Annotated in this window: 13 protein-coding genes; 10 read left to right on the top strand and 3 right to left on the bottom strand. The window is 74.3% G+C overall.

The window, feature by feature from the left end:
* The first annotated feature begins 63 nt into the window (after nucleotides 1–63).
* The 3 genes from BU198_RS35000 to BU198_RS34990 all read left to right on the top strand — a co-directional run bounded on the left by BU198_RS35000 (nucleotide 64) and on the right by BU198_RS34990 (nucleotide 8,060).
* On the top strand, nucleotides 64–5,721 hold the full coding sequence (locus BU198_RS35000; RefSeq protein ID WP_317620287.1) for a MupA/Atu3671 family FMN-dependent luciferase-like monooxygenase: 5,658 nt from the start codon (nucleotides 64–66) through the stop codon (nucleotides 5,719–5,721).
* Nucleotides 5,718–7,223 carry a condensation domain-containing protein gene (locus BU198_RS34995; protein ID WP_188298890.1) on the top strand — a complete coding sequence of 502 codons (1,506 nt, stop codon included), beginning with the start codon at nucleotides 5,718–5,720 and terminating at the stop codon, nucleotides 7,221–7,223. Before BU198_RS35000 ends, BU198_RS34995 begins: the two co-directional genes overlap by 4 nt.
* A gap of 306 nt (nucleotides 7,224–7,529) precedes the next feature.
* A complete protein-coding gene (locus BU198_RS34990; protein WP_188298891.1) occupies nucleotides 7,530–8,060 on the top strand; it encodes a GNAT family N-acetyltransferase in 531 nt (176 codons plus the stop codon).
* Between the two features lie 63 nt (nucleotides 8,061–8,123).
* Here the strand turns inward: BU198_RS34990 and BU198_RS34985 are convergent, their stop codons facing one another.
* Entirely contained in the window at nucleotides 8,124–10,040 is a 1,917-nt protein-coding gene (locus BU198_RS34985; RefSeq protein ID WP_223244848.1) for a glycoside hydrolase family 5 protein, read from the bottom strand.
* A 121-nt stretch (nucleotides 10,041–10,161) separates the two neighbouring features.
* The gene (locus BU198_RS34980) at nucleotides 10,162–11,157 is read right to left on the bottom strand and encodes a tellurite resistance/C4-dicarboxylate transporter family protein (RefSeq protein WP_188298892.1); all 996 of its coding nucleotides are present in this window, start codon (nucleotides 11,155–11,157) and stop codon (nucleotides 10,162–10,164) included.
* A 135-nt stretch (nucleotides 11,158–11,292) separates the two neighbouring features.
* Between BU198_RS34980 and BU198_RS34975 the strand changes: the two genes are divergently transcribed.
* From BU198_RS34975 to narI, 4 genes are read left to right on the top strand one after another with little or no spacing between them, the layout of a single operon-like run.
* Nucleotides 11,293–15,018, top strand: coding sequence for a nitrate reductase subunit alpha (locus BU198_RS34975; protein ID WP_188298893.1), 3,726 nt, complete (start codon nucleotides 11,293–11,295; stop codon nucleotides 15,016–15,018).
* Nucleotides 15,018–16,610: a nitrate reductase subunit beta gene (gene narH, locus BU198_RS34970; protein ID WP_188298894.1), complete on the top strand. Its 1,593-nt coding sequence runs from the start codon at nucleotides 15,018–15,020 to the stop codon at nucleotides 16,608–16,610. The genes BU198_RS34975 and narH overlap by 1 nt, the downstream gene beginning before the upstream one ends.
* Complete coding sequence (gene narJ / locus BU198_RS34965; protein WP_317620288.1) at nucleotides 16,607–17,278, top strand: nitrate reductase molybdenum cofactor assembly chaperone; 672 nt, start codon at nucleotides 16,607–16,609, stop codon at nucleotides 17,276–17,278. Before narH ends, narJ begins: the two co-directional genes overlap by 4 nt.
* Nucleotides 17,278–18,003 (top strand): respiratory nitrate reductase subunit gamma, encoded by a 726-nt coding sequence (gene narI, locus BU198_RS34960; protein WP_188298895.1) that lies wholly within the window; start codon nucleotides 17,278–17,280, stop codon nucleotides 18,001–18,003. Before narJ ends, narI begins: the two co-directional genes overlap by 1 nt.
* 13 nt (nucleotides 18,004–18,016) lie before the next feature.
* On the opposite strand, the gene BU198_RS34955 is transcribed toward narI, so the two are convergent.
* On the bottom strand, nucleotides 18,017–18,862 hold the full coding sequence (locus BU198_RS34955) for a siderophore-interacting protein (RefSeq protein WP_188298896.1): 846 nt from the start codon (nucleotides 18,860–18,862) through the stop codon (nucleotides 18,017–18,019).
* A gap of 342 nt (nucleotides 18,863–19,204) precedes the next feature.
* Here BU198_RS34955 and BU198_RS34950 point away from each other — a divergent pair, with 342 nt between their 5' ends.
* From BU198_RS34950 to BU198_RS34940, 3 genes are all read left to right on the top strand, one after another.
* Nucleotides 19,205–21,754 (top strand): lantibiotic dehydratase, encoded by a 2,550-nt coding sequence (locus BU198_RS34950; protein WP_188298897.1) that lies wholly within the window; start codon nucleotides 19,205–19,207, stop codon nucleotides 21,752–21,754.
* Between the two features lie 168 nt (nucleotides 21,755–21,922).
* The gene (locus tag BU198_RS34945; RefSeq protein WP_188298898.1) at nucleotides 21,923–24,625 is read left to right on the top strand and encodes a lantibiotic dehydratase; all 2,703 of its coding nucleotides are present in this window, start codon (nucleotides 21,923–21,925) and stop codon (nucleotides 24,623–24,625) included.
* On the top strand, nucleotides 24,622–25,416 hold a 795-nt coding region (locus tag BU198_RS34940; protein WP_188300875.1), incomplete at its 3' end, for an MFS transporter. The genes BU198_RS34945 and BU198_RS34940, both read left to right, overlap by 4 nt.

The raw sequence follows: 25,416 nt of genomic DNA, 5'->3' as shown, positions 1-25,416 counted from the left end.
CCCGCTGCCGAGGCGCCCGCCGCCGCTGAGGCCCCGGCCGCCCCGCAGGTGCACGGCCCCCGGGTGACGGTCTCCCGCGAGTCCGGCATGGCCTCCGGCGGCCTGACCGACCAGCAGCGCACCCACGTGGACGAGCTGGTCGCCCGCTTCACCGCCCGCACCTCCGCCTCCAAGGCGATCACCCGCCGCCACCGCCGCACCCTCGCGGACAGCCGCGCCGTGGTCGGCTTCCGCTCCGGCACCAAGGAGATGCTCTACCCGCTGGCCGCCCGCCAGGCCAGGGGCTCCCGGCTGGAGGACGTCGACGGCAACCCGTACGTCGACATCACCATGGGCTTCGGCGTGCTGCTCTTCGGCCACGAGCCCGAGTTCGTCAACGAGGCCGTCCGCGAGCACCTGTCCTCCGGCCTGCGGCTGGGCCCGCGCGGCCCGGAGACCGGCGAGGCCGCCGAGCTGCTGGCCGAGCTGACCGGCACCGAGCGGGTCGCCTTCGCCAACTCCGGCACCGAGGCGAACGCCGGGGCGATCCGGCTGGCCCGCGCGTACACCGGCCGGGACAAGATCGTCATGTTCGAGGGCTCCTACCACGGCCACTTCGACCACACCCTGGGCCGCACCCTGGGCCGCGGCGCCGACCGGGAGACCGTCCCGGTGTCGATCGGCATCCCCGGCAGCGCCGTCGCCGACCTGCTGGTGCTGCGGTACGGCGATCCGGAGAGCCTCAAGGTCATCGAGGAGCACGGCGACCGGATCGCCGCCGTCCTGGTCGAGCCGGTGCAGAGCCGCCACCCCGGCCGCCAGCCGGCCGACTTCGTCCGCTCGCTGCGCGAACTCACCGCCAAGCTCGGCATCGTGCTGGTCTTCGACCAGATGCTCACCGGCTTCCGCCCCCACCTGCGCGGCGCCGAGGGATTCTGGGGCGTCACCCCGGACATGTCCACCTACGGCAAGGTGCTGGGCGGCGGCTACCCGATCGGCGCGATCGCCGGCCGGGCCGACATCCTGGACGGGATCGACGGCGGGCACTGGGACTACGGGGACGACAGCTACCCGCCCAAGGACACCACCTTCTTCGGCGGCACCTACATCCAGCACCCGCTGGCGATGACCGCCGCGGGCGCGGTGCTGCGCCACCTCAAGGCGGCGGGCCCCGGCCTCCAGGAGCGGCTGAACGCCCGCACCGACATGCTGGCCACCACCCTGAACGGCTTCTTCGAGGAGGAGGAGTTCCCGCTGCGGCTGGCCCACTTCGGCTCGCTCTTCCGGTTCGAGCCCAGGGCCGACATGGAGCTGCTCTTCCCGCACCTGCTGACCCGCGGGGTCTACGTGTGGGAGTGGCGCAACTTCTTCCTCTCCACCGCCCACACCGACGGCGACGTGGAGTTCGTGATCGACGCGGTCCGCGAGTCGCTGCGCGACCTGCGGCGCGGCGGCTTCTTCCCGGCCTCCCCCGGCGTGCGGCTGCCCGCCCCGCGCCCGGCCGCCGAACTCCCGGCGACCGCCGAAGCCGTCCGCACCGAGACCGTCGCGACCACGTACCAGCCGGTCAGCGACCCGCAGCGGCCGGTCGACTTCAGCCTCTACTTCTTCGGCGACTACCCGCTGGACTCCCCCGAGGACGAGAAGTACCGCATCGTCCTGGAGAGCGCCCGGTTCGCCGACCGGCACGACTTCCACTCCGTCTGGCTGCCCGAACGCCACTTCCACTCCTTCGGCGGCATCTTCCCCAACCCCTCGGTGCTGGCCGCCGCGCTCGCCCGGGAGACCAGCCGGATCCGGCTGAACGCGGGCTGCGCCGTGCTCCCGCTGCACCACCCGGTGCGGGTCGCCGAGGAGTGGTCGGTGGTCGACAACCTGTCCGGCGGCCGGGTCGGTCTGGGCTGCGCCAGCGGCTGGCACCCCAACGACTTCCTGTTCTTCCCCGACCGCTACGGCAGCCACAAGGAGCTGATGCACCGGCAGATCGACACCGTCCGGGCGCTGTGGCGCGGCGAGCCGTACCAGGGCCGCAACGGCAACGGCGAGCCGATCGAGGTGACCCTGCACCCCCGCCCGCTGCAGGACCTGCCGCCGATGTTCACCGCGATCGTCGGCAACCCGGACAGCTTCCGCGAGGCGGCCAGGCACGACCTCGGCGTCATCACCAACCTGATGACCCAGGACATCGCGCAGCTGGCCGAGAACGTCGCGATCTACCGGCGCACCCGGGCCGAGCACGGGCTCGACCCGGAGGCGGGCCGGGTGGTCGTCCTGGTCCACACCTACCTGGGCACCGACCTGGCCACCGCGCGCGAGCAGGCGTACCGGCCGTTCTGCCACTACCTGCGCTCCTCGCTGTCACTGTTCGGGCAGATGGCCAACAGCCTCGGCCTGACCCTGGACTTCGAGAACGCCCGTGAGGACGACCTGGAGTTCGTGCTGGAGCGCGCGTACGAGCGCTACTGCGCCTCCCGCGCGCTGATCGGCACGCCCGAGAGCGTCCAGGGCGTGCTGTCCGAGCTGCGGGCGGCCGGCGCCGACGAGATCGCCGCCTTCGTGGACTTCGGGCTCTCCCCGGACCTGGTGGCGTCCGGCCTGCCGCAGCTCGACACCCTGCGCCGGGACACCCTGCGCGGCGCGCAGCTGTCCTACGCCCAGCAGCGGATGTGGTTCCTGCACCGGATGCTGCCCGACGGCGGACAGTACAACGAGATCAAGGCGATCGCCCTGGACGGTCCGCTCGACCCGCAGGCCCTGGACACCGCGCTGCGCGGGCTGATCCAGCGCCACGTCGCGCTGCGCACCGTCTTCCGGGAGCAGGACGGCCAGCCGTTCCAGCAGGTGCTGGCGCCGCCCGCGGGGCCGGTGCTGGAGCGGGTCACAGCCGACGGCGCCTCGCCGGACCCGGTGGCCGACCTGGTCACCGCCGAGGGCGAGCACCGCTTCGACCTGGCCGAGGGCCCGCTGTTCCGGGCCCTGCTGCTGGAGCGGGCGGCCGACCGGCACGTCCTGGTCCTGTCGATGCACCACATCGTGATCGACACCCTGTCCACCGAGGTGATCACCCGCGAGCTGGGCGAGCTGTACCAGGCCGCCAGGGAGGACCGCGCCGCCCGGCTGCCGGTGCTGGCCACCGGACCGGCCGCCGAGGCCGCCAGGGAGCGGGCCAGGGTGGCCGCCGGCGAGTACGACGAGAGCCTCGCGTACTGGCGCAAGGTGTTCACCGGCGACCTGCCGGCGCTGACCCTGCCCACCGACCGGCCGCGCCCCTCGGTGCCGGACGGCCGGGGCCGCGCCTACGTCCACCACCTTCCCGCCGAACTCGCCGACGGACTGCGGCAGTTGGCCCGCTCCCGGCGCTCCACCCTGTTCATGGTGCTGCTGACCGCCTTCGCCGGCGTGCTCCAGCGGTACGCCGGCCAGGACGAGGTCGTGGTGGGCACCCCGGTGGCCAACCGGGCCGAGGGCACCGAGGACCTGATCGGGTTCTTCGTCAACACGCTGGCGCTGCGCCTGGACCTGTCCGGCGAACCGGACTTCGCCGAGGCCCTGGGCCGGGTCCGCTCCACCGCGCTGGACGCCTACGAGCACCAGCAGCTGCCCTTCGAGGTCCTGGTGCAGGAACTCAACCCGCAGCGCGACACCAGCCGCAACCCGCTCTTCCAGGTCATGGTCGAGTTCGAGAACCACGCGGTCTTCGAGCTGGACCTGCCCGGGGTGACGGCCCGCCCGCTGGACCACGTCGCGGACCGCTCCGCGTTCGACCTGACGCTCTTCCTGACCAGCCTGCCCGACGGCATCCGCTGCCACGTCGAGTACGCCGAGGCGCTGTTCGACCGGACCACCGTCGACCGGCTGGTCGGCGCCTTCGAGCGGCTGCTGACCGCCGCCGTCGCCGACCCCGAGCGCCCGCTCGCCGAACTCACCGCCGTACCCGCCGACCAGGCCGACGAGGCCCTGGAGAGCGAACCGGTCCTGACCGAGACCCCCGAGCACCCGCTGGCCATCGTCGCCGCGACCGCGGCCGAGCGGCTCGACCAGACCGCGGTGGTCGCCGCCGACGGCACCGAGACCGACTACCGGACGGTGCTGGCCAGGGCCGAGGAGCTGGCCGGCCGGCTGCTGTCGGCCGGCGTCCGGGAGGGCGACCTGGTGGCCGTGCTGCTTCCCCGCTCGGTTGACCTGGTGGCCTCGCTGCTCGCCATCCTGCGGCTCGGCGCCGTCCACGTGCCGATCGACGTCCTCCAGGGCCCCGAGCGCTGCCGGCTGATCGCCGCCGACAGCGACCCCGTCGTCGTGCTCACCACCTCGGAGGCCGACCCGGCGCAGTTCGGCCTGACCGCCCCGACGGTGCTCACCGACGTCCCGTCCACGGACGCCGGCCCCGTCGCCCTGCCCCCGCTGCCCGTCCCCTCGGCGCAGGCGCCCGCGTACCTGCTGTACACCTCCGGGTCCACCGGCCGGCCCAAGGGCGTGCTGATGCACTCGCTCGGCCTGGCCCACTTCGTGGCCTGGAACATCGCCGGGCACTCCGCGGCCCGCACCCTCCAGTACGCCTCCTGCGGCTTCGACGTCAGCGTCCAGGAGATCCTGACCACACTGGCCACCGGCGGCACCCTGCTGCTGATCGAGGAGGAGACCCGCTACGACGTGACCGCCCTGGCCGCCGTGGTCCGGGCCACCAGGGCCGAACGGGTCCACATGCCGTACACCCCGCTGAACGCCCTGGTCGACGCGCTCGGCGAGGAGCCGGCGCCCCACCTGCGGGAGCTCATCTCGGGCGGCGAGCAGGTGCTGGTCAACCCCGGCATCCGGGCGTTCCTGCGCCGCAACCCCGGCTCCCGGCTGTTCAACCACTACGGCCCGACCGAGACCCACGCGATGACGGCCTGCGAGATCGACCCGGAGTCCACCGACTACGCGCCGATCGGCCGCCCCACCCCGGGCAGCCGGGTCGTCATCCTGGACGCCGCCGGGCGCCGGGTGCCGCCGGGCGCGATCGGTGAGATCCACGTCCGGGGCGTCCAGGTCGGCATCGGCTACCTCAACCGCGACGAGGAGAGCGCCGCCGTCTTCACCGACACCCCCGAAGGCCGCAGCTACCGCACCGGCGACCTCGGCCGCTGGCGGCCGGACGGCGCCGTGGAGTACCTCGGCCGGGCCGACCGCCAGGTGAAGATCCGCGGCTACCGGGTCGAGCCCGGCGAGGTGGAGACCGTGCTGCGCACCGTGCCCGGCGTGCGCACCGCCGCGGTGGCGGCGCGCCGGACCCCGGCGGGCACCGTGCTCGCCGGGTACGTCGACTGCCCGGCCGCCGACCTGCCCGTGGTCCGCGACCGGCTCTCCGAACTGCTGCCCGACTACATGGTGCCCGGGCTCTGGGCCGCCGTGGACACGCTGCCGTTCACCGTGCACGGCAAGCTGGACACCGCCGCCATGCCGGAGCCCCGCCCGCTGGGCGCGGACGAGCCCGCGGCCGCCCCGCTCACCGAGCTGGAGCGCACCGTACAGCGGCTCTGGGAGGAGGAACTCGGCCGCCCCGCGGGAGTGGAGACCTCCTTCTTCGACCTCGGCGGGCACTCGCTGGCCGCCACCAAGCTGCTGAACCGGGTCCGCGAGGCGACCGGGATGCGGATCGGCGTCCTGGACTTCTTCCGCCGCCCGACCATCCGCGCGATGGCCGCGCACGTGCCGGCCGCCGCCGAGCAGCAGGCCCCGGCGTTCGAGGAGGGCACGCTGTGACCACGACCACGACCACGGACACGACCACCGGCACGACCCCGACGGACGAGGGCTGGAAGCGACTCCTCCAGCTGCTCGACGAACGCGAGATCGTGCTGCGCACCACCGGCGAGCGGCTCTCCTACCTCGCCCCCGCCGGGGCGATGGACGAGGAGGTGGCCGGCCTGGTCCGGGCCCACCGCGACCGGCTGCTGACCATCCTGACGGGCGCCGGGGCCGCCGAGTCGGCCGCGCCCGCCTCGGTGGGGCAGCGGCGGATGTCCGGGACCCACGCCCGGTCGGCCGACCCCGCGGTGTGGAACGTCAGCTACCGGGTCAACGTGGGCGGGCAGCTGGACCACCCTCGTATGGCCGCCGCGCTGACGGCGCTGATCGAACGCCACGAGAGCCTGCGGACCCGGATCCTGGACACCGAACTCGGAGTGCTCCAGCACGTGCTGCCGAGCACCCCGGTGGTCCTCCCGGTCGAGGACCTGAGCGCGCTCCCGCCCGCCGAGCGGGAGGCGGCGGTGGCCGGGGCCGTCGAAGCCGAGCTCAGCCGCCCGTTCGACCTGGCCGCACCCCCGCTGGTGCGGACCCGGCTGCTGCGGGAGTCGGCGGAAAGGTGGGTGCTGCTGCTGACGATCCATCACATCGCGATCGACGGCTGGTCGATGGCCACCGTGCTGACCGACCTGGCGGAGCTCTACCGCACCGGAAGGCCGCTGCCGGAAGAGCCTGCGCGGATGACCGACTACGCCTGCTGGCAGCTGACCGTGGTCAACCGGGCCGGCATCGAGGCGGCCACCGACCACTGGGTCGAGGCCCTCGGCGAGGACCCGCTGGCGATGGACCTGCCCACCGACCGGCCGCGCCCCGAGCAGCGCTCCGGGCGCGGCGACACCCTCGAACTGCGGCTCCCCGCGGTGCTGGCGGACGCGATCGGGCAGTACGCCGCCGCCCGCTCCACCACCGCCTCCGCCGTGATCGTGGCCGCGTGCGCCCGGCTGCTCTGCTCGATCGGCGGGGCACCGCAGGCCCTGGTCCTGCTCTCCAACGCCAACCGCACCCGGCCGGTCGACGAGGGGGTGGTCGGCCTGCTCACCGGCGGCCTGCCGATCCTGGTGCGCACCGAGGATGCCGACGGCTTCGGGGACCTGGTCGACCGGGCCGGGCGGGCGATCGCTTCCGCCCTCGACCACGCCGTCGTACCGTTCGGCCTGCTGGTCCCCTCCCTGCGCGAGCGCGGCGTGCAACTTCCCCCCACCTACCCGGAGTTCCAGCTCGCAGTGCAGAGCACCCCGCCCATCGCCCTGGACCTCCCCGGGCTGACCACCGAACTCATCGACATACCGGGCACCTCGGCCCGCGGCGACTTCGTCCTCGCCCTCACCCCCGAAGCCGACGGCTACGCGGGCCTGGTCGAGTACGACACCGACCTCTTCGACGAGAGCACGGTCCGGTCCTGGCTGGACACCCTGGCCACCGACCTGGCAGGAGAGTTGGGGGTCCCGCTGCCCTGACCCGACGGTCCCCGGCGGGCGGGTCCGCTTCTCGCGCGGCGAGGCGAAGGGCTCCGATCGCACCGTGGACCGGCCGCATGCCCCCGACCGACCCGTCGGGGGCATGCGGCCGTGCGGCCGGGACCTACGTCTTCACGGGCTCCACGGCCTCCGGATCTTCGACCTGTGGACCCTCTTCGGGCAGCGGGGCAAACCTGCCCACCCCGGGGCCCACACCACCTGACCTCCCGTCAGCCCGGCCGTCGCGGCACCGGGCCGGGAGAAATCCGGTGGTCACGCCCGGATCCCCGATGGTAGACATGTGACATGCTACAAGGCGCTCTCATCACCCTCCGGGCCCGTCACGACGCCGACCTGCCGGTGCTCCAGTCCGAGTTGTACGACGACGTGGCCACGCGCTCGCGGGCCGACTCCCGGCCCTGGCGGCCGCTCCCGCCCGGCTCCGCGCACTCCCCGTACGCGGTCGCCGGGCCGTCCGACGAGGCCGCGTGCTTCTCCGTGGTCGAAACGGCCTCCGGGGAGCTGGCCGGCGAGGCGATCCTGTGGGGCATCGACAGCCACAACCGCAGCGCCCACCTGGGCGTCGCCCTGCTGCCCGGCCACCGGGGGCGCGGGCTCGCGCCCGACGTCCTGCGGGTGCTCTGCCACTACGCCTTCCCGGTCCTCGGCCTGCACCGCGTGCAGCTGGAGACGCTCGCGGACAACGCGCCGATGCTCCGGGCCGCGGGCCGGGCCGGATTCACCGTCGAGGGCCGGTTGCGCGGTGCGGCCTGGGCCGACGGGAGCTTCGTGGACCAGGTGGTGCTCGGGCTGCTGGTCGAGGAGTGGCAGCGCTGAAGCAGATGCCGCGCTGAAGCAGATGCCGCGCTGAACCGGGTGCGGTCCGGGCCGGCGCCGGGGTCAGGCCGACGGGCGGCAGAGCAGGGCGGCCGGGGCGCCGTACTGGAGCCGCTGCCAGGTGGACGCGACGCCGGCCAGGTACTCACCGTCCGCGCACTGGCCCTTGGAGCGGCCCGGTGCCCAGTCGCTCGCCACCGAACCGCCGGTGCCGGGCCGGTTGTCGCCCCGGTCGAACCAGACGGCGCGGCCGCCCGGCGGCAGCGCGGCGGCCGCGGGTGCGCAGAGCAGGGCGGCCATGGCGTTGCCGCGCACGCTGTAGCCGACCGCGAAGGCGCGGTCGGGGCACTGGAGTTTGTCGTAGCCGGACGCCCAGTCGCCCCCGGTGACGTAGCGCTCGTCGGTGACGGTGACCCAGTCGCCGGTGCCGACGGCCGGCCGGCCCGCGTCGGTGCACAGGGCCCGGCTGTCGCCGCGGGCGAGGGCGGTCAGGCGCTGGCCGTCCGGGCAGTTGCCCTTCCGGTTGCCGGGGCTCCAGTCCGCGCGGGCGAGCATCCGCCGGGAGAGGTCCTGGTCGGCGTGGTCGAGGGCGAGCATGTTCCAGTGGTCCACCGCGGGCACGGGTCCGCTCAGCCCCGGTGCGTCGATCAGCCGGTTCCAGTCGACGGCCCGCCAGTCGCCCGGGTCGCCGAGGCCGAGCCGCCGGCCGTCGGGTCCGTAGGAGAGCAGCGCCCAGGTGTCCTGCGGGCGGCCGGCGGCGTCCGCCCAGCCGACCAGCGGCCAGGCCGCGAAGTCGGTGTCGCCCCGCACCAGGATGTCGGTGAAGGCGTGCAGCCAGGCCTGCTCCCCGGTGTCGGTCGAGCCGCGCCCGCCCGCGCCGAACTCGCTGATCCACACCGGGGCGGTGAAGTGCTGCCCGGCCCTGGTGACGAACAGCGCCTGGTCGTCCACCACCTGGGCGAGCTGCTCGGGGGTGAAGTCCTGGTAGCGCGGGTCGTCGGTGGCTCCAGGGCCGCTGCCCGCTCCGGTGTTGGCCGGGCCGGTGTACCCGTAGAAGTGCGCGGCGTAGACCAGCTTGCCGGAGTCGATCAGGGTGTGGGAGAGACTGCGGACGGGGGTGAGCATCGGGCGGCCGTGGCTGAGCCCCGCGGCGGGGATGCCGTACCAGTTGATGCCCTCCATGACGACCAGCAGGTCCGGGGCGGCCCGGAGGATGCGGTTGCCGGCCTCCTCGAAGGCGGCGTACTCGTCGTGGGCGTCGCCGAGGCCCCAGTTGGGGTCGTCCCAGGTGTCCCGGCGGACCTCGTTGCGCAGGTCCGCGCCGACCACCCGCTTGTCCGCCTTGTAGCGGTTCACCATGAACAGCCAGTCGTCCTCCCACTGCGCGGTCGACTGGCCGCTGTTCCAGCGCTCGTTGCCGTCCAGGCCGCAGCAGAAGCGGTAGCCGGTGGTGTGGTTGTTGAGGATCACCGCGAAGCCGTCGGCGGTGAGCGCGGCCACCACGGCGTCGAACACCTGGAGCGGGGTCCGGCCGCGCAGCTGCGGGTTGGCGGCGACGGCGGAGTCCGGGACGGGGGCGGTGTCGTGGACCATCGCGTTGGCGAACGGCAGCCGGATGCTGTTGATCCCCAGTCCGTGGAAGTCGGCCAGCAGCCGCGCCATCGGCACCCGGTCCAGGCCCAGCGGGATGTTGTGCGACACCTGCCCCGCCTGGTTGTTCGCCGGGTCGTCGACGCTCCCGCTGCCCTGCCAGGTGCCCTGGGCCCCGGCCCAGTTGGCGGCCTTCAGCTTGAAGCGGTCGCCGTCGGCGTCCACGACGTAGCGCCCTCGGGTGCTCAGCGGGCCCGTCCAGGACGCGGCCGGCCGCACCTCGGGTCCGCCGCCCGGTGCCGCGACGCCGGGGCCCGCCGCCAGGACGGCGAGCATTGGCAGACAGCCGGCCAGGGCGAGCAGTCGCGCCGCAGGACTCTTCATGGTCATCCCCGCTGTGGTGAGGTGGCTCGGGCCGTCACCCGGCGCACCGGCGCCGTCGGCGAGGGCCGAGCCTATGACGGATCGTCAGCTCCGGGAAGGGCGCGTACGGCCGAGGGCCCCGGAGAGGTCAGCGGTCCAGGCGCAGCAGGCGGCGCACCCGGGGCCGGTGCGAGGCGTCGATCAGGAAGCCGGCCGCCGTCAGCAGCCAGGCGGCCACCCCGATCCACAGCAGCACCCGGCCGAGCGGGTCCAGCCAGTCCACCCCCGTCGCCGTCCCGGCGACCAGGGCGGCGACGGCGGTCATGCCGAGCGGGAAGACGGTGGCCCAGCGGCGCACGTCGTAGGCCGGGCGCGGGCTGCGCAGCTCCGCCGCCAGGAGGACGGCGTAGCCGGTGAGCGCCAGGCCGAGCAGCACCCAGGTGGCGGTGCGCAGGGCGTCGTGGAGGCCGGGCGTCCAGTCCGGCAGGGCGGTGAGCTTGCCGGCGGCGAGGGCTGAGATGGACAGCGCCCCGGCGATCACCCACTGGTCGCCGGCCCCGGTGAGGATCTGGCGGAGGTCGAAGCGGACCAGGGCGCCGAGGTAGAGCACGAGGCCGAGGCAGAAGAAGGCGAGCGCGGCGGGTGCCAGCCGGTCGGGGCCGCCGGCCGCGGCGACGGTGGCGGCCAGGACGGCGAGCGCCTGGGTGGAGACGCAGACCAGGAAGACGGCCCCGGGCATGCCGCGCCGCCAGTGGCGCACCACGGAGGCCAGCAGGAACGGCCAGACCAGGACGGCCAGGGCGAGCAGCCCGAGGGCGACGCCCTGTTCGCCGAGCAGCGAGATCCGGGTGCCGAGGACGCCGGTGGAGGCGACGGCGGTGAGGGCGGGCGGGGTCGCGGCCTTGAGCGTCCAGTCGGTGCGGGTGTTCAGCAGGGTCAGGGCGAAGGCAGCCGCGAGCAGTACCCAGAGGCCGGCGGCGAGGGCCAGCAGGACGGCGGAGAGCACCTCGCGCCCGGCCAGGTGGAGGCCGACGGACAGGATTCCGGTGGCCATCACCGCCGCCCCGGCCGCGGGCGGGACGGTGGTCCACCATCCGTTCGGGGTGTCCTGCCGCGTGCCCCGGGGGCTGGTCACAGAGTTCATGTGCCCATTCGAGCGGAACTCCTGACGGGGAGCCAGGGCCGCCACGCCGGTACCGCCGTTGTGGCGATTTGTCTGCTTCGACCGCATAACTTGGTCCACGGTCGATCCGTGGTCAGCAGTGGTCAGGAGTCCGTCATGGCTGAGTCGCCGCCCGAACCGTCCGAGTCGCCTCAACCGCCCGAGTCGCCCGAACCGACGGAGCCGGGCGCGCTCCTGTTGCGGGCCGGACGGTTCTTCCACCCGGGGAGGGCCTCCGCCGACCTGCACCGGGTGGAGGTCGAGGGCGGCCGGGAGGGCGACGTCTTCTACCGCGACCGGTGGAGCCACGACAAGGTCGTGCACTCCACCCACGGGGTCAACTGCACCGGGTCGTGCCGCTGGAAGGTGTACGTCAAGGACGGCATCATCACCTGGGAGACCCAGGCGACGGACTACCCGTCGGTGGGCCCCGACCGCCCCGAGTACGAGCCGCGCGGCTGTCCGCGCGGGGCGGCGTTCTCCTGGTACACCTACTCGCCGAGCCGGGTGCGCTACCCGTACGTGCGCGGCGTGCTGCTGGAGCTGTTCCGCGAGGCGAAGGCCAGGCTCGGGGACCCGGTGCTGGCCTGGGCGGACCTCCAGGCCGATCCGGAGCGGCGCCGCCGCTACCAGCGGGCGCGCGGCAAGGGCGGCCTGGTGCGGGCGGGTTGGGACGAGGCGGTGGAGATCGTGGCCGCCGCCCAGGTGCACACCATCAAGGCGTACGGCCCCGACCGGATCGCCGGGTTCTCCCCGATCCCGGCGATGTCGATGGTCTCCCACGCGGCCGGCGCCCGCTACCACAGCCTGATCGGCGCGCCGATGCTGTCCTTCTACGACTGGTACGCGGACCTCCCGGTGGCCTCCCCGCAGGTGTTCGGCGACCAGACCGACGTGCCGGAGTCCGGCGACTGGTGGGACGCGGCGTACCTGCTGATGTGGGGGTCCAACGTGCCGGTCACCCGGACGCCGGACGCCCACTGGATGGCCGAGGCCCGCTACCGGGGGCAGAAGGTCGTGGTGGTGGCGCCCGACTACGCCGACAACGCGAAGTTCGCCGACGAGTGGCTGCACCCCCACCCGGGCACCGACGCCGCGCTGGCGATCGGCATGGGGCACGTGCTGCTCAGGGAGTTCTTCGTCGACCGCGAGGTGCCCTTCTTCACCGACTACGTCCGGCGGTTCACCGACCTGCCGTTCCTGGTCACCCTGGCCGAGCGGGACGGCGGGTACGTGCCGCACAAGTTCCTCCGGGCCGCCGACCTCGGCGACGGGGGCGAGGGCGCGGCCTGGAAGACGGTGGTGCTGGACGAGGCCACCGGCGGCCCCGCCGTGCCCGGCGGCTCGCTGGGCTTCCGCTGGACGGAGTCCGGCAAGGGCCACTGGAACCTCGACCTCGACGGCCTGCGGCCCGCCCTGTCCCTGCACGGGCGCGGGGGCGAGGCGGTCGAGGTGCTGCTGCCGCGCTTCGACACCGAGGGCGGCGAGCACGGCCAGGGGCGCGGCGAGGTGCTGCGCCGGGGCGTCCCGGCCCGCCGGCTCGGCGGTGCGGACGGCCCGCTGGTGACCACCGTCTTCGACCTGCTGCTCGCCCAGTACGGCGTCGCCCGCCCGGGCCTGCCCGGTGTCTGGCCGACCGGCTACGAGGACGCCGAGGCGCCCGGCACCCCGGCCTGGCAGCAGCGGCACACCTCGGTGCCGGCCTCGGCCTGCGCCCGGATCGCCCGCGAGTTCGCCACCACCGCGGAGAAGTCCCGGGGCCGCTGCGTGATCCTGATGGGCGCGGGCACCAACCACTGGTTCCACTCCGAGACGATCTACCGCTCCTTCCTGGCGCTGCTCCAGCTGACCGGCTGCCAGGGCCGCAACGGCGGCGGCTGGGCGCACTACGTCGGGCAGGAGAAGTGCCGGCCCTCCACCGGCTGGGCGACGCTCGCCGGGGCGGCCGACTGGTCCCGCCCGGCCCGGCAGGCGATCGGCACCGGCTGGTTCTTCCTGCACACCGACCAGTGGCGCTACGACCACTTCAGGGCCGACGTGCTCGCCTCCCCGCTGGGCTCCGGAGCCTTCCGGGGGATGACCGGCGCCGACTGCCTGGCCCAGGCCGCCCGCACCGGCTGGATGCCCTCGTACCCGACCTTCGACCGCAACCCGCTGGACCTCGGCGACGGCGCGGACCCGGTCTCCGCCGCGGTGGCCGAACTGCGGGCCGGGACGCTGAAGTTCGCGGGCGAGGACCCGGACGCCCCGGAGAACTGGCCCCGGGTGCTCACCCTGTGGCGCTCCAACCTGTTCGGCTCCTCCGCGAAGGGCGCCGAGTACTTCACCCGGCACCTGCTCGGCACCCACTCCGGCCTGCGCGCCGCCGAGGCCCCCGAGCCGGTGCGGCCGCGCGACGTGCGCTGGCGCGAGGAGGCCCCGGAGGGCAAGCTCGACCTGCTGCTCTCGCTGGACTTCCGGATGACCTCCTCCACCCTGCTGTCGGACATCACCCTCCCGGCCGCCACCTGGTACGAGAAGCACGACCTGTCCAGTACCGACATGCACCCCTTCGTCCACGCCTTCGCCCCCGCCATCGACCCGCCCTGGCAGGCCAGGACCGACTTCGACGCCTTCCACGCCATCGCCCGGCGGTTCAGCGAACTGGCCGTCACCCACCTCGGCACCCGCCGCGACCTGGTCGCCACCGCGCTCCAGCACGACACCCCCGGCGAGACCGCCCAGCCCGGCGGCACCGCCCCGGACTGGCGCGCCGGGGACTGCGAGCCCGTGCCCGGGCGCACCCTGCCCAGCCTCACCGTGGTCGAGCGCGACTACCCCGCGGTCGCCGCGAAGATGGCGGCCCTCGGCCCGCTCGCCGAACGGCTCGGCCTGCCCGCCAAGGGCATCGCGCTGCACCCGGACGACGAGATCGCCGCCCTGGCGGCGGCCAACGGCACCGCCCGCGGCGGGCCGGCGGACGGCCGCCCGCTGCTGGACACCGCCGTCAAGGCCGCCGACGCGATCCTCGCGCTGTCCGGCACCACCAACGGCCGCCTCGCCGTCCAGGGCTTCCACACCCTGGAGCAGCGCACCGGGCAGCCGATGGCGCAGCTCGCGGCCGAGCACGAGGGCAGGCGGGTCGCCTACGCGGACACCAGTGCCGCGCCCGTCCCGGTGATCACCTCGCCGGAGTGGTCGGGCAGCGAGGCGGGCGGGCGGCGGTACACCGCGTTCACGCTCAACACCGAGCACCTCAAGCCCTGGCACACCCTCACCGGCCGCCAGCACTTCTTCCTCGACCACGACTGGATCCACGAGCTGGGCGAGGCCCTGCCGGTGTACCGTCCGCCGCTGGACATGCACCGGCTGTTCGGCGAACCCGTGCTCGGCCCGGACGGGCAGCACGAGGTGACGGTCCGCTACCTGACCCCGCACAACAAGTGGTCCATCCACTCCGAGTACCAGGACAACTGGTTCATGCTCTCGCTCTCCCGCGGCGGCCAGCTGATCTGGATGAGCGACCACGACGCCGCCGCCGTCGGCGTCGCCGACAACGACTGGGTCGAGGCGGTCAACCGCAACGGCACCGTCGTCGCCCGGGCCGTGGTCTCGCACCGGATGCCGCGCGGCACGGTGTACATGCACCACGCCCAGGACCGCACCGTCAACGTCCCCAGGACAGAGAGGGAGGGCCGGCGCGGCGGCACCCACAACTCGCTCACCCGGATCCTCCTCAAGCCCACCCATCTGATCGGCGGGTACGCCCAGCTGTCCTGGGGCTTCAACTACCTGGGCCCGACCGGCAACCAGCGCGACGAGGTCACCGTGATCCGCCGCCGCTCCCAGGAGGTGCAGTACTGATGCGTGTCATGGCGCAGGTCGCGATGGTGATGAACCTCGACAAGTGCATCGGGTGCCACACCTGTTCGGTCACCTGCAAGCAGACCTGGACCACCCGCTCCGGCGTCGAGTACGTCTGGTTCAACAACGTGGAGACCCGCCCCGGCCAGGGCTACCCGCGCCGCTGGCAGGACCAGGAGCGCTGGAAGGGCGGCTGGCGGCTCAACCGCCGCGGCCGGCTCACCCTGACCTCCGGCGGCCGGGTCGAGCGGCTGGCCAGGATCTTCGCCAACCCGGTGCTGCCGACCGTCAAGGACTACTACGAGCCCTGGACGTACGACTACAACAAGCTCACCGACGCCCCGCTCGGCGACGACTACCCGGTCGCCACGCCGCGCTCGCTGCTCTCCGCCAAGCCGATGAAGATCGAGTGGAGCTCCAACTGGGACGACAACCTCGGCGGCCTGCCCGAGCACGCCGACGAGGATCCGATGGTCGCCCTGGTGCGCCGGCAGGCCGAGGAGAAGGTGCGGTTCGCCTTCGAGGAGAGCTTCATGTTCTACCTCCCGCGGATCTGCGAGCACTGCCTCAACCCCTCCTGCGTCGCCTCCTGCCCGTCCGGGGCGATGTACAAGCGCGCGGAGGACGGCATCGTCCTGGTCGACCAGGACCAGTGCCGCGGCTGGCGGCAGTGCGTCACCGCCTGCCCGTACAAGAAGGTCTACTTCAACCACCGCACCGGCAAGGCGGAGAAGTGCACCTTCTGCTACCCGCGGATCGAGGTCGGCCTGCCGACCGTCTGCTCGGAGACCTGCGTCGGCCGGCTGCGCTACCTCGGGGTGCTGCTGTACGACGCCGACAAGGTCACCGCCGCCGCCTCCGTCCACGACGAACGGGACCTCTACGAGGCCCAGTTGGACGTCTTCCTGGATCCGTCAGACCCGGCGGTGCGGGCCGCCGCCGAGCGCGACGGCATCGCCCACGACTGGATCGAGGCGGCCCGGCGCTCCCCGGTGCACGCCCTGATCTCGCGCTTCCGGGTCGCGCTGCCGCTGCACCCGGAGTTCCGCACCCTGCCGATGGTCTGGTACGTCCCGCCGCTCTCCCCGGTGGTCGAGGCGCTCACCGCGACCGGCTTCGACGGCGAGGACGCCGGCAACCTCTTCGGCGCCATCGACGCGCTGCGCATCCCGGTCGAGTACCTGGCCGGCCTGTTCACGGCGGGCGACCCGGAGCCCGTCCGGGCGGCCCTCGGCCGGCTCGCCGCCATGCGCACCCACCAGCGCGCCCGCAACCTCGGCGAGGTGCCCGACCCGGCCGGGCCCGGCGCCGTCGGGCTGACGGCGGAGGACGTCGAGGAGCTGTACCGGCTGCTGGCGATCGCCAAGTACGAGGACCGGTACGTCGTCCCGACCGCCGCCCTGCCCGACGCCCGGGCGCTGGAGGAGTCGGCCGTCCCCACCGAGTGCGCCGTCGGGCACCAGGACGCCCCGGGCGGCAGCGGACCGTTCGGCGAGAACTCCGGCCGCCGGGCCCTGCCGATGGTCTCGCTGGAGTCCTTCCACGCGCTGCGCCGCCGCCAGCGCGCCGACCACGAGGAGGACGCCCGGTGACGCTCCGGGGACGACTGACGACCGGCCGCGCCCACCGCCGCGCCGTGGTCCGCCAGGCCGCCGCGCTCTGCCTGGTCCACCCGGACGCCGAGCTGTACGAGCGGCTGCCGCTGCTGCGCGAGGCCGTCACCGGCCCCGCGGCCGACGGGCTGCGGGGCTTCCTCGACCACGCCGAGCGGGTCGGCCCGGCCGCCCTGGCCGAGCACTACGTCGAGGTCTTCGACTTCACCGACCGGCACAGCCTCTACCTGAGCTGGTGGACCGACGGCGACACCCGGCGCCGCGGCGCCGCCCTGCTCCGGTTCCGCGAGGCCTACCGGCGCCACGGCCTGGACCAGGCCGGCGGCGAACTGCCGGACTACCTCCCGGTCGTGCTGGAGTTCGCCGCCGCCACCCGCACCGACGACCTGCTGCGCGAGCACCGGCCCGGGCTGGAACTGCTGCGCCTGGCCCTGCTGGAGGCCGGCACCCCCTACGCCGGCCCGCTCGAAGCCGTCTGCGCCACCCTGCCGGGCCCCCGCCCCGCCGACCGCGCCCAGGCCCTCGCCCTCGCCCGCTCGGGCCCGCCCCGCGAGGAGGTCGGCACCGGAGCCCAACTGCCGCCGTACGGACAGCTGCCGCCGTACGGACACCTGCACCAGCTCCCCGTGATCGCCGGAGACCGCTGATGAACACCTTCCTGTGGGGCGCGCTGCCCTACCTCGCCTTCGCCTCGCTCGTCCTCGGGCTGCTCTGGCGCCACCGCTACGACCGGTTCGGCTGGACCACCCGCTCCAGCGAGGTGTACGAGTCCCGGCTGCTCAACTGGGCCTCCCCCGCCTTCCACTACGGCATCCTGTTCGTCCTCGCCGGGCACCTGCTCGGCCTGTTCGTCCCCGCGGGCTGGACGGACGCCCTCGGCGTCGACGAGCACGCCTACCACCTGCTGTCGCTGATCGGCGGGACCGTCGCCGGCGTCCTCGCGGTGGCGGGCCTGGCCACCCTGCTCTACCGCCGGCGCACCAACACGCCGGTCTTCCGGGCCACCACCCGCAACGACAAGGCGATGTACCTGCTGCTCTTCGGCGAGATCTGCCTCGGCCTGTACGCCAAGCTCAGCACCTCCGGCCTCCGCGAGGGCTACGACTACCGCGCCACCATCGCCCCCTGGGCCCGGAGCCTGTTCACCCTGCGGCCCGACACCGGCCTGTGGGACACCGTCCCGGCCGTCTTCCAGGCCCACGCGGTGCTCGGCATGCTGGTGATCGCCGTCGTCCCGTACACCCGGCTGGTGCACATGTTCAGCGCGCCGTGGTTCTACCTGTTCCGCCCGTACCTCGTCTACCGCGGCCGGCCCGCCGGGCGGCCGGCCGAACGCCCGGCGCGCCGCGGCTGGGAGGGCATCGACACCTGAGCGGCGTCCGGCCTCAGTCCTCGGTGTCCGCCGGGCCGTCCTCGGCGCGCTGGTCCTCGGTGCGCCCGGCCCGCCAGTAGCCCATGAAGCAGACCGCGCGCCGGTCGATCCCCCGCTCGCCCACCAGGTGCCGGCGCAACTCCCGGACGCAGGAAGCCTCTCCGGCGATCCAGGCGTACGGCCTCCCGGCCGGGAACCCGGCGGCGCGCACCGCCTCCGGGATGCCCGGCGCGCCGGCCCTGCGGTGGAGCCAGACGGTCTCGACGCCCGGGCGACGGGCCGGGAGGTAGGCCTCGTCCTCCGGTCCGTCCACCTCGGCGAAGATCCGGACCGGCAGGTGCCCGGGCACCTCCTCCAGGATGGCGGCGATGGCCGGCAGCGCGGACTCGTCCCCGGCGAGCAGGATCCAGCCGGCGTCGTCGGGCAGCCGGAACTCCACGCCGCCGGCCTCCTCCACGGCCGGTCCGCAGACCACCACCCGGTCGCCGGGACGGGTCCTGACGGCCCATCGGGAACCGGGGCCGAGGTCCCCGTGCACGGCGATGTCGATGTCGATCTCGTCGGGGTCGTGGCGCTGGGCGCGGACGGTGTAGGTGCGCAGCACCGGGCGCACCTCGGCGGACATCCCCCGCCAGTTCTGGTACCAGCCGAACTCGCCGTCGCCGGAGGGGATCAGCGGCTCGGTCTGGCCGGCGAGCGGCAGCAGCAGCTTGATCCGCTGGTCGAGGCCGCCGTTGACGAATCCGGCGAGGCTCTCGCCGGTGAGGGTGATCCTGACCAGGTGCGGGGTGAGGGTCGTGGTGCGGGCGACGCGCAGGGGGAAGAGCGCGAAGCGGGCGGGGGCGGTGACGGTGGACACGTCGGGCTCCTTCCGGCGGAACGGGCTGACGCCGCGGCCGTGCCGGTCCGTACACCGTCGACACACACCGTAGCTTAGGTGAGGCTAACCTAAGATCTCTATCGAGGACACCCACCCCGGCCTGCGAAAGCTTGACGACAATCACACGTGATCAGGTCTTGGAAGAACACGGTCAAGCTGAGTACGATCCATCGAAGTTACGAATCCGGGGGACTACACGGAGCTACCGGCTCAAGGTCGTCCGCCGGTCCGTGCGGCACTGTGGCACCAGGCACCGGTCCCGCACCACGACCGGCGACGACCCGGCGCCCGGGCACCTCCGTGCGCAATGGGGGATGAGTCATGGCTGAAACCTGGACCGCGATGAGCCACGGGCTCCTGCGACAGGCTGGCTTCGCACTGGACACGCTGGATCCGCTGGCACACGACCTCGCCGCCGAACTCTCGGCGATCCGGGACGCGACCGGCCGCGCCACCGGACTGGCCGATCGACTGGCGAAGACGCTGCGCCAGGGCGACGTGAGCGGCCGGCAGCGCGCGCTGTCCCGGCTCGGCCTGCTGCGCGACCTCACCGAGGAGGACACCGCCGGACTGCCCGCGGACGTCGCCGCGCCGCTGACGGAGTACCAGGACGCGGTACTGGCCCTGAAGAGAAGCGTCTCCGCCCTGGAACAGCGGCACGCGTCAGCGCTGGAGGACTCCCGGCACCACGTCGCCCGGCTGTTCCGCGAGGACCCCGCGCTGCGGCAGGTGCTCCTGCTCTCCAACGAGGCCCACTACCCGCGCTTCGAGGCCTGGCTGGACCGGGACGGCGCGATGGCGGACCGCACCGCCCGCCGGATGACCGACCTGCTCACCATGTACCTGCAACGGGTCGCCTCCAAGAACGAGACCACCTCCCACTTCGGGCCGGTCAGCGTGGCCTCCCTCGCGACCGGGGCTGCGGCCGGGGCCGGCGACCGGGGCGCGGGCGACGGCCTCGACTGGACGGACACCCCGATCGAGCGCGTCGCCTTCTTCAGCCACTGGGCGGCCGAACGCCTCGCGGAGACCTTCAGCGCCGACCCGCGGCTGCGCGGCCACGTCCGCCCCCGGCTGCGCCCGCTGGCCTTCCGGGACGGCGACCGGATCGACCTGTTCGCCTTCCGCACCCGGACCGGCATGCCCGGCGACTGGCGCTTCGTGGTCGTCGGCAGCTCCCCCGTGGACGAGGCGGCCGACTGGCTCTGGCGCCACTGCGACGCCCGGCGCACCGTCGGCGAACTCCACCGGGACTGGGCGGCGGACACCGCGCGCCCCGGCACCGAACTCGACGAGGCACTGCGCAGGGCCACGGCGGACGGCTGGCTGGTGACGGTGGCGGAGATCCCGATCGGCGCCGTCCGACCCCTGGAGACGCTTCGCGAGCTGGTCGCGGAGGCCGGCGGCGAGGCGAGCGACCTCGGCGCGGCCCTGGACCGCTTCGACCGGTTCCTCGCGGAGTTCCCGCGCGCCGCGGCCGCCGACCGGCCCGCCCTCCTCGCCTCGCTCAGGTCCGACTTCGAGACGCTCACCGGCGGCGCCGCCGAACGGCCCGGCGGCACCCACTACGCCGACCGCTCCCTCTTCTACGAGGAGGCCCACGGCCCCCAGCGCGACCTGACCGTCGGCCCCGGCCTCACCGGCTTCGTCACCGGCGAGCTGACGCCCGTCTACGGCCTCGTCCTGCTCGCCCCGCGCCTGCGGATGCGGCGCGAGCGCGCGATCCTGACGCAGTGGGCGCAGCGCCGCTTCGGCCTCGGCGCGGACGTCCCACTGCACCACTTCTACCAGGCGTTCTTCGCCGACCGCCCGGAGCTGGAGGCCGCCTGCGCCGAGGTGGACGCCGAGATCGCCGCCGTGGAAAGCGAGCTGAGGCAGGTCCTGCTCCCGGACGGGCAGCAGGACCTGCGCGAGGTGCAGGCCGACCGGGCGCGCCTCGAAGAGCTGATCGCCCGGCACTCCGGTGACGTGCCGGCCCTGTGCAGCCCCGACGTGATGCTCGCCGCGCGGGATCTCCGGGCCCTGGCCGACGGGGACTTCACGGCCGTGGTCGGCGACTGCCACGCGCTGCGCGACCCGCTGACCCACTCCAGCCTCGCCCCGCTGCTGGCCGCCCGCGCCGACGGCATCGTGGCCGAGGCGCAACAGCGCTACCAGGACCTGCTGGACCCCGACGAGGTCATCGTCGACCTGGCCCGCGCCCACCTCGACAAGACCGGTGCCCAGCTCGGCTACCCCTGCCTGGACGTCGAGGTGCACGGACGCTCCGGCAAGCCGCGCGACCGGGTCGTCCAGCCCGCGCAGCTGTCGATCACGGTGACGCCCGAGCGCCTCGAACTGCGCGCCGGCGGGGTCTCCGGCCGGCTGCGCCTCAAGTCCCCCTTCGCCGGCGGGCCCGGCATCCGGCACGATCCGCTGTCGGTGTTCGCCTTCCCGCGCCACTTCGGCGGGATCGGCATCCGCACCGACGACCTGGCGCACGTGCCGCGGATCCGCTGCGGCCGGGTGGTCCTGCGGCGCGAGAGCTGGCGGGTGCCCGTGGCCGAGCTGCGCCCGTGGTCGCCCGGCGGCCACCCGGTGGCCGCGGACGCGGCGGCGCACCTGGGGGCCGTACGGCTGCGCGAGCGGCTCGGGCTGCCCCGGCACTGCTTCGTGAAGATCCCCGGTGAGCCCAAGCCGGTCTTCCTGGACTGGGAGGCGCCGCTCCTGGTGCGTCAGCTCGTCCGGCTCGCCAAGGGGACCGAGGGGGCGCTGGAGTTCAGCGAGATGCTGCCCGGGCCCGACGAGCTCTGGCTCGACGTGGCCGGGCGCCGCCACACCAGCGAGCTGCGCTGCACGGTCTTCTCCCGGACGGACGCGCCGCCCGCGTAGTCCGGAGCCCTGCCGCGGTCCGGTCCACCCGCCGACCCGCGCCTCCCCCTGCCCCTTTCCCCGCATCTCCGTACCCGTTCGCACCCGCCCGTCGGCGGACCTGCGGCCGGTCGGTGTGCTCTGCCCGCACGGGCTCCCCACCCTCCCACGAGCCGAGAGGTTCCCCTGATGGCGACCACGGACAGCCCGGACCCGCTGGCCCGGCCCGGTTCCCTCCCAGCCCCGAGTTCACCACGGTGGTCACTGACGCCGACCGCGCTCGTCCGCCAGGCCGGGTTCCCGCTCGAACTGCTCTCCGGCCTGGTCGACGAGGGCGCCGACGCCCAGGCCCGTGCCCTGCTCGACCGGCACACCGCGCTGCTGGAGTCGGCGGCCGCGGCCAAGGAGGAGCTGAAGCGCTCCCCGGTGGCCCTCAGCGGGCCCGTCGTCAACGCGATCGGCAACTCGACCGGCATGCTGCGGCCGCTGACCGAGCCCGACCTGGCGGCGGCGCTGCGCGAACTCGGCCCCCGCAGCGGCCCGTTGGCCGCCTTCCAGGAGGCCGTCACGGAACTGCGGCGCAGCTGCCGGGAGTTCACCGAGGCCCACGCGGAGCGACTGTGGGCGGGCCGGCTGGCCGTCGCCGGGGCCTTCGCCGACGAGCGGCTCAGGGACGTCCTGCTGCTGTCGAACGACGCCGCCGCGCCCCAGTTCCTCGCCTGGCTGGACGCCTTCGACCCCACGGTGACCGGGCGCCGGCGCGCCCACGCCCAGAAGATGACCGACCTGCTGACGATGTACCTCCAGCGCGTCACCATGAAGAACGAGACCCACTCGCACTTCGGGCCGCTGAACGTCGCCCGGGTCGGCGGCGAGGGGATGCTCGACTGGACGAGCGGATCCGCCGTCCGGCGCCGCGCCTACGTCAGTCACTGGGCGGCGGCCCGGCTGGCCAGGAAGCTCGGCGAGGACCCCGCGCTGCGCGGACTCGTCCGGCCCCGGCGGCTGCCGCTCGCCCTCCTCGGCCCGGGCGGCGCCGATCCCGGCCGGGGCGACGGCGACCGAGGAGTCGTCGACCTCTACTCGTGCGGGGTGGAGGCGGCCCCGGGCGTCGACTGGCGGTTCGACCGGATCGGCGGGTTCGCCGTCGATCCGCCGCAGGAGTGGCTGCTGCGCCACTGTGACGGCGTCCGTACGGCCGAGGAACTGGCCGCCGAGTGGAACGCGCGGTTCGGGCCCTCCGGCTGCTCCACCGACGACGGCTCCGGGTTCGACAAGGCGCTGGCGGACCTCGCCGACCGCGGCCTGGTCACCGCGTGGCCCGAGGTGCCCGTCGGCGACCCGCGGCCGCTCGTCGCACTGCGCGGACAGCTCCTCGCCGCCGGCGCCGGGGACCACCCCGCGATGGAGTGGATAACCGGCCTGGAGACCGCCGTCGCCGCCTTCACCGAGGCCCCGTACCCCGAGCGGCCGGCCGCGCTCGCCGCCCTCAAGGCCCGCTTCGAGGAGCTCACCGCCGGCCCGGCGAACCGCTTCGGCGGCCACCACTACGCCGACCGCAGCGTGGTGTGGGAGGAGGCCCACGGCGAGCTCGACGGCCTGCGGATCGGCTCCGGGCTCGCCGACGTCCTCAGCGAGGAGCTGGCGTTCGTCTACGAGATCGCCCTCGCGGCCCCCCGCCTGCGGCTGCGGCTGGAGACCGGCCTCCTCACCCGCTGGTTCCGCGACCGCTTCGGCCCGGACCGGCCCGTGCCGCTGGCCGACTTCTACCGCGCGTTCGTCGAGGACCGCGAGCGACTCGCCCTGCGCTGCGCCGAGGTGACCGTCGAGGTGGACCGGCTGCGGGCCACCGTGGCCGGCCACCTGCTCGGCGCCGCCGGTCCCGGGGCCCGCGAGGTGGTCGTCCCCGACCGGGCCGTCCGCGAACTCAGGGCCGTGCTCCCCCGCGAGCCCGCCGCCTTCTGCAACCCGGACGTACTGCTCGCCGCGAGCGGGCCCGAGGCCCTGGCGGCAGGCGAACTCCAGGTCGTCGTCGGAGAGTTGCACGCCGGCCGGGACCTGCTGACGCACAGCAGCATGTCCGTCCAGGCCGCCGAGCGCTCCCCCCGGCTCGCCGAGGAGGTGTACGCCCACTACCGGACCCTGGTGGACGAGGACGAACTCCTGGTGGACGTGCTGCGCGGCCACCAGGACAAGACCGCCTCCCAGCAGCGCTTCCCCGGCCCGGATCTGGAGATCCTCGGCCGCTCGCCGAAGGACCGCGCCGACGTCCTGCACCCCTCGGACCTCCACCTGGTGCTCGACGGCGACCGGCTGGAGCTGCGCGCCGAGGGCCGGCCCGGACGGCTGCGACTGCTCGCTCCCCCGGCCGGCGGCTACACCCTCATGGACGACCCGCTGGCGCCCTTCGCGTTCCCCCGGCTGCACGGCGGCAACGGCCTGGAACTCGACGGGCTCCCGCACGTGCCGCGGATCCGCCACGGGCGCACCGTCCTGCAACGCGAGCTGTGGCGGGTGCCCGCCTCCGAGCTGCGCGGCTGGTCACCCACCGGCAGCCCGGTGAAGGCCGACGACGCGGCCGAGTACCTCACCGTCTGCCGGCTGCGGGCCCGGTACGGGTGGCCCCGCCGGGTGTTCGCGAAGCTGCCCGGCCAGCCCAAGCCCGTCTACGTGGACTGGGACGCCCCCCTGATCGTCCGGCAGTTCTTCCGGCTGGTGCGCGGGGTCGAGGGGACGGTGGTGATCTCCGAGCTGCTGCCGACCGCCGAGCAGCGCTGGCTGCGGGTGAACGGGGCCTCGTACACCAGCGAGCTGCGCTACGCCGTGTTCGCCGGGCCCGCGGCGGCCTCCGCCGCGAGCGGTGCCGGGGCAGCCGACGGGCAACCGGCATGAGCCGGCCCCCGGGGAGCGAGACCGCCTACCGGCGGCTGCTCACGGCCTCGACCGTCTCCGCGCTGGGCGACGGCGTGCGCTTCTCGGCCCTGCCGCTGCTCGCCGCCGCCCTGCTCGACTCCCCGTTCGCGGTGAGCCTGGTGACGGCCGCCTCCACCCTGCCCTGGCTGCTGCTCAGCCTCCCGGCCGGCGCCCTCGCGGACCGCTGGGACCGGCGGGCGCTGATGGTCGCGGCCGACCTGCTGCGGGCCGGCGCGCTCGCCGTCGCCGTGCTCCTGCTGCTGAGCGACGCGCTGCACCTGTGGCCCCTGGTCGCGGTCGCGCTGACGCTCGGCATCGGCGAGGTCCTGTTCGACTGCGCGTCGTTCGCCGTGCTGCCCGCGCTGGTGACGGCCGAACGCCTGCCGGCCGCGAACGGGCGGCTGTTCACCTCCCAGACGCTCAGCCGGGACATGGTCGGGCACGTCCTCGGCGGCTGGCTCTTCGGGCTCGGCCAGTTCGTACCGCTGCTGGTCAACGCCGTCTCGTTCCTGCTGTCCGCCGGCTTCCTCAGCGGCCTTCCGGCCAGCCGGTCGAGCCGTCCCGACGCCCCCCGCAAGCTGCGCCAGGAGATCGCCGAGGGCATCGCCTTCGTCGCCCGCGACCGCCTGATGCGGGCGCTCACGCTCGCCGCGGGACTCGTCAACGCCGTCTACCTCGGGCAGATCGCGATCTTCGTGCTGCTGATCAGGGAGGTGCTGCACGCCCCCGCGTCCAGCTACGGCCTGTTCGTCGCCGCCTCGGCGCTCGGC

The organism is Streptomyces sp. CBMA156, assembly GCF_014596515.1.
Classification (GTDB): domain Bacteria; phylum Actinomycetota; class Actinomycetes; order Streptomycetales; family Streptomycetaceae; genus Kitasatospora.
This window is presented reverse-complemented; position numbering and strand designations above follow the sequence as displayed.

Excerpts from the sequence above, each read along its gene's own strand:
- BU198_RS34985 (WP_223244848.1), bottom strand. The coding sequence starts at position 10,040 with ATGACCATGAAGAGTCCTGCGGCGCGACTGCTCGCCCTGGCCGGCTGT.
- BU198_RS34950 (WP_188298897.1), top strand. The coding sequence starts at position 19,205 with ATGGCTGAAACCTGGACCGCGATGAGCCACGGGCTCCTGCGACAGGCT.
- narI (WP_188298895.1), top strand. The coding sequence starts at position 17,278 with ATGAACACCTTCCTGTGGGGCGCGCTGCCCTACCTCGCCTTCGCCTCG.
- BU198_RS34945 (WP_188298898.1), top strand. The coding sequence starts at position 21,923 with ATGGCGACCACGGACAGCCCGGACCCGCTGGCCCGGCCCGGTTCCCTC.
- BU198_RS34990 (WP_188298891.1), top strand. The coding sequence starts at position 7,530 with ATGCTACAAGGCGCTCTCATCACCCTCCGGGCCCGTCACGACGCCGAC.
- BU198_RS34980 (WP_188298892.1), bottom strand. The coding sequence starts at position 11,157 with ATGAACTCTGTGACCAGCCCCCGGGGCACGCGGCAGGACACCCCGAAC.
- BU198_RS34975 (WP_188298893.1), top strand. The coding sequence starts at position 11,293 with ATGGCTGAGTCGCCGCCCGAACCGTCCGAGTCGCCTCAACCGCCCGAG.
- narH (WP_188298894.1), top strand. The coding sequence starts at position 15,018 with ATGCGTGTCATGGCGCAGGTCGCGATGGTGATGAACCTCGACAAGTGC.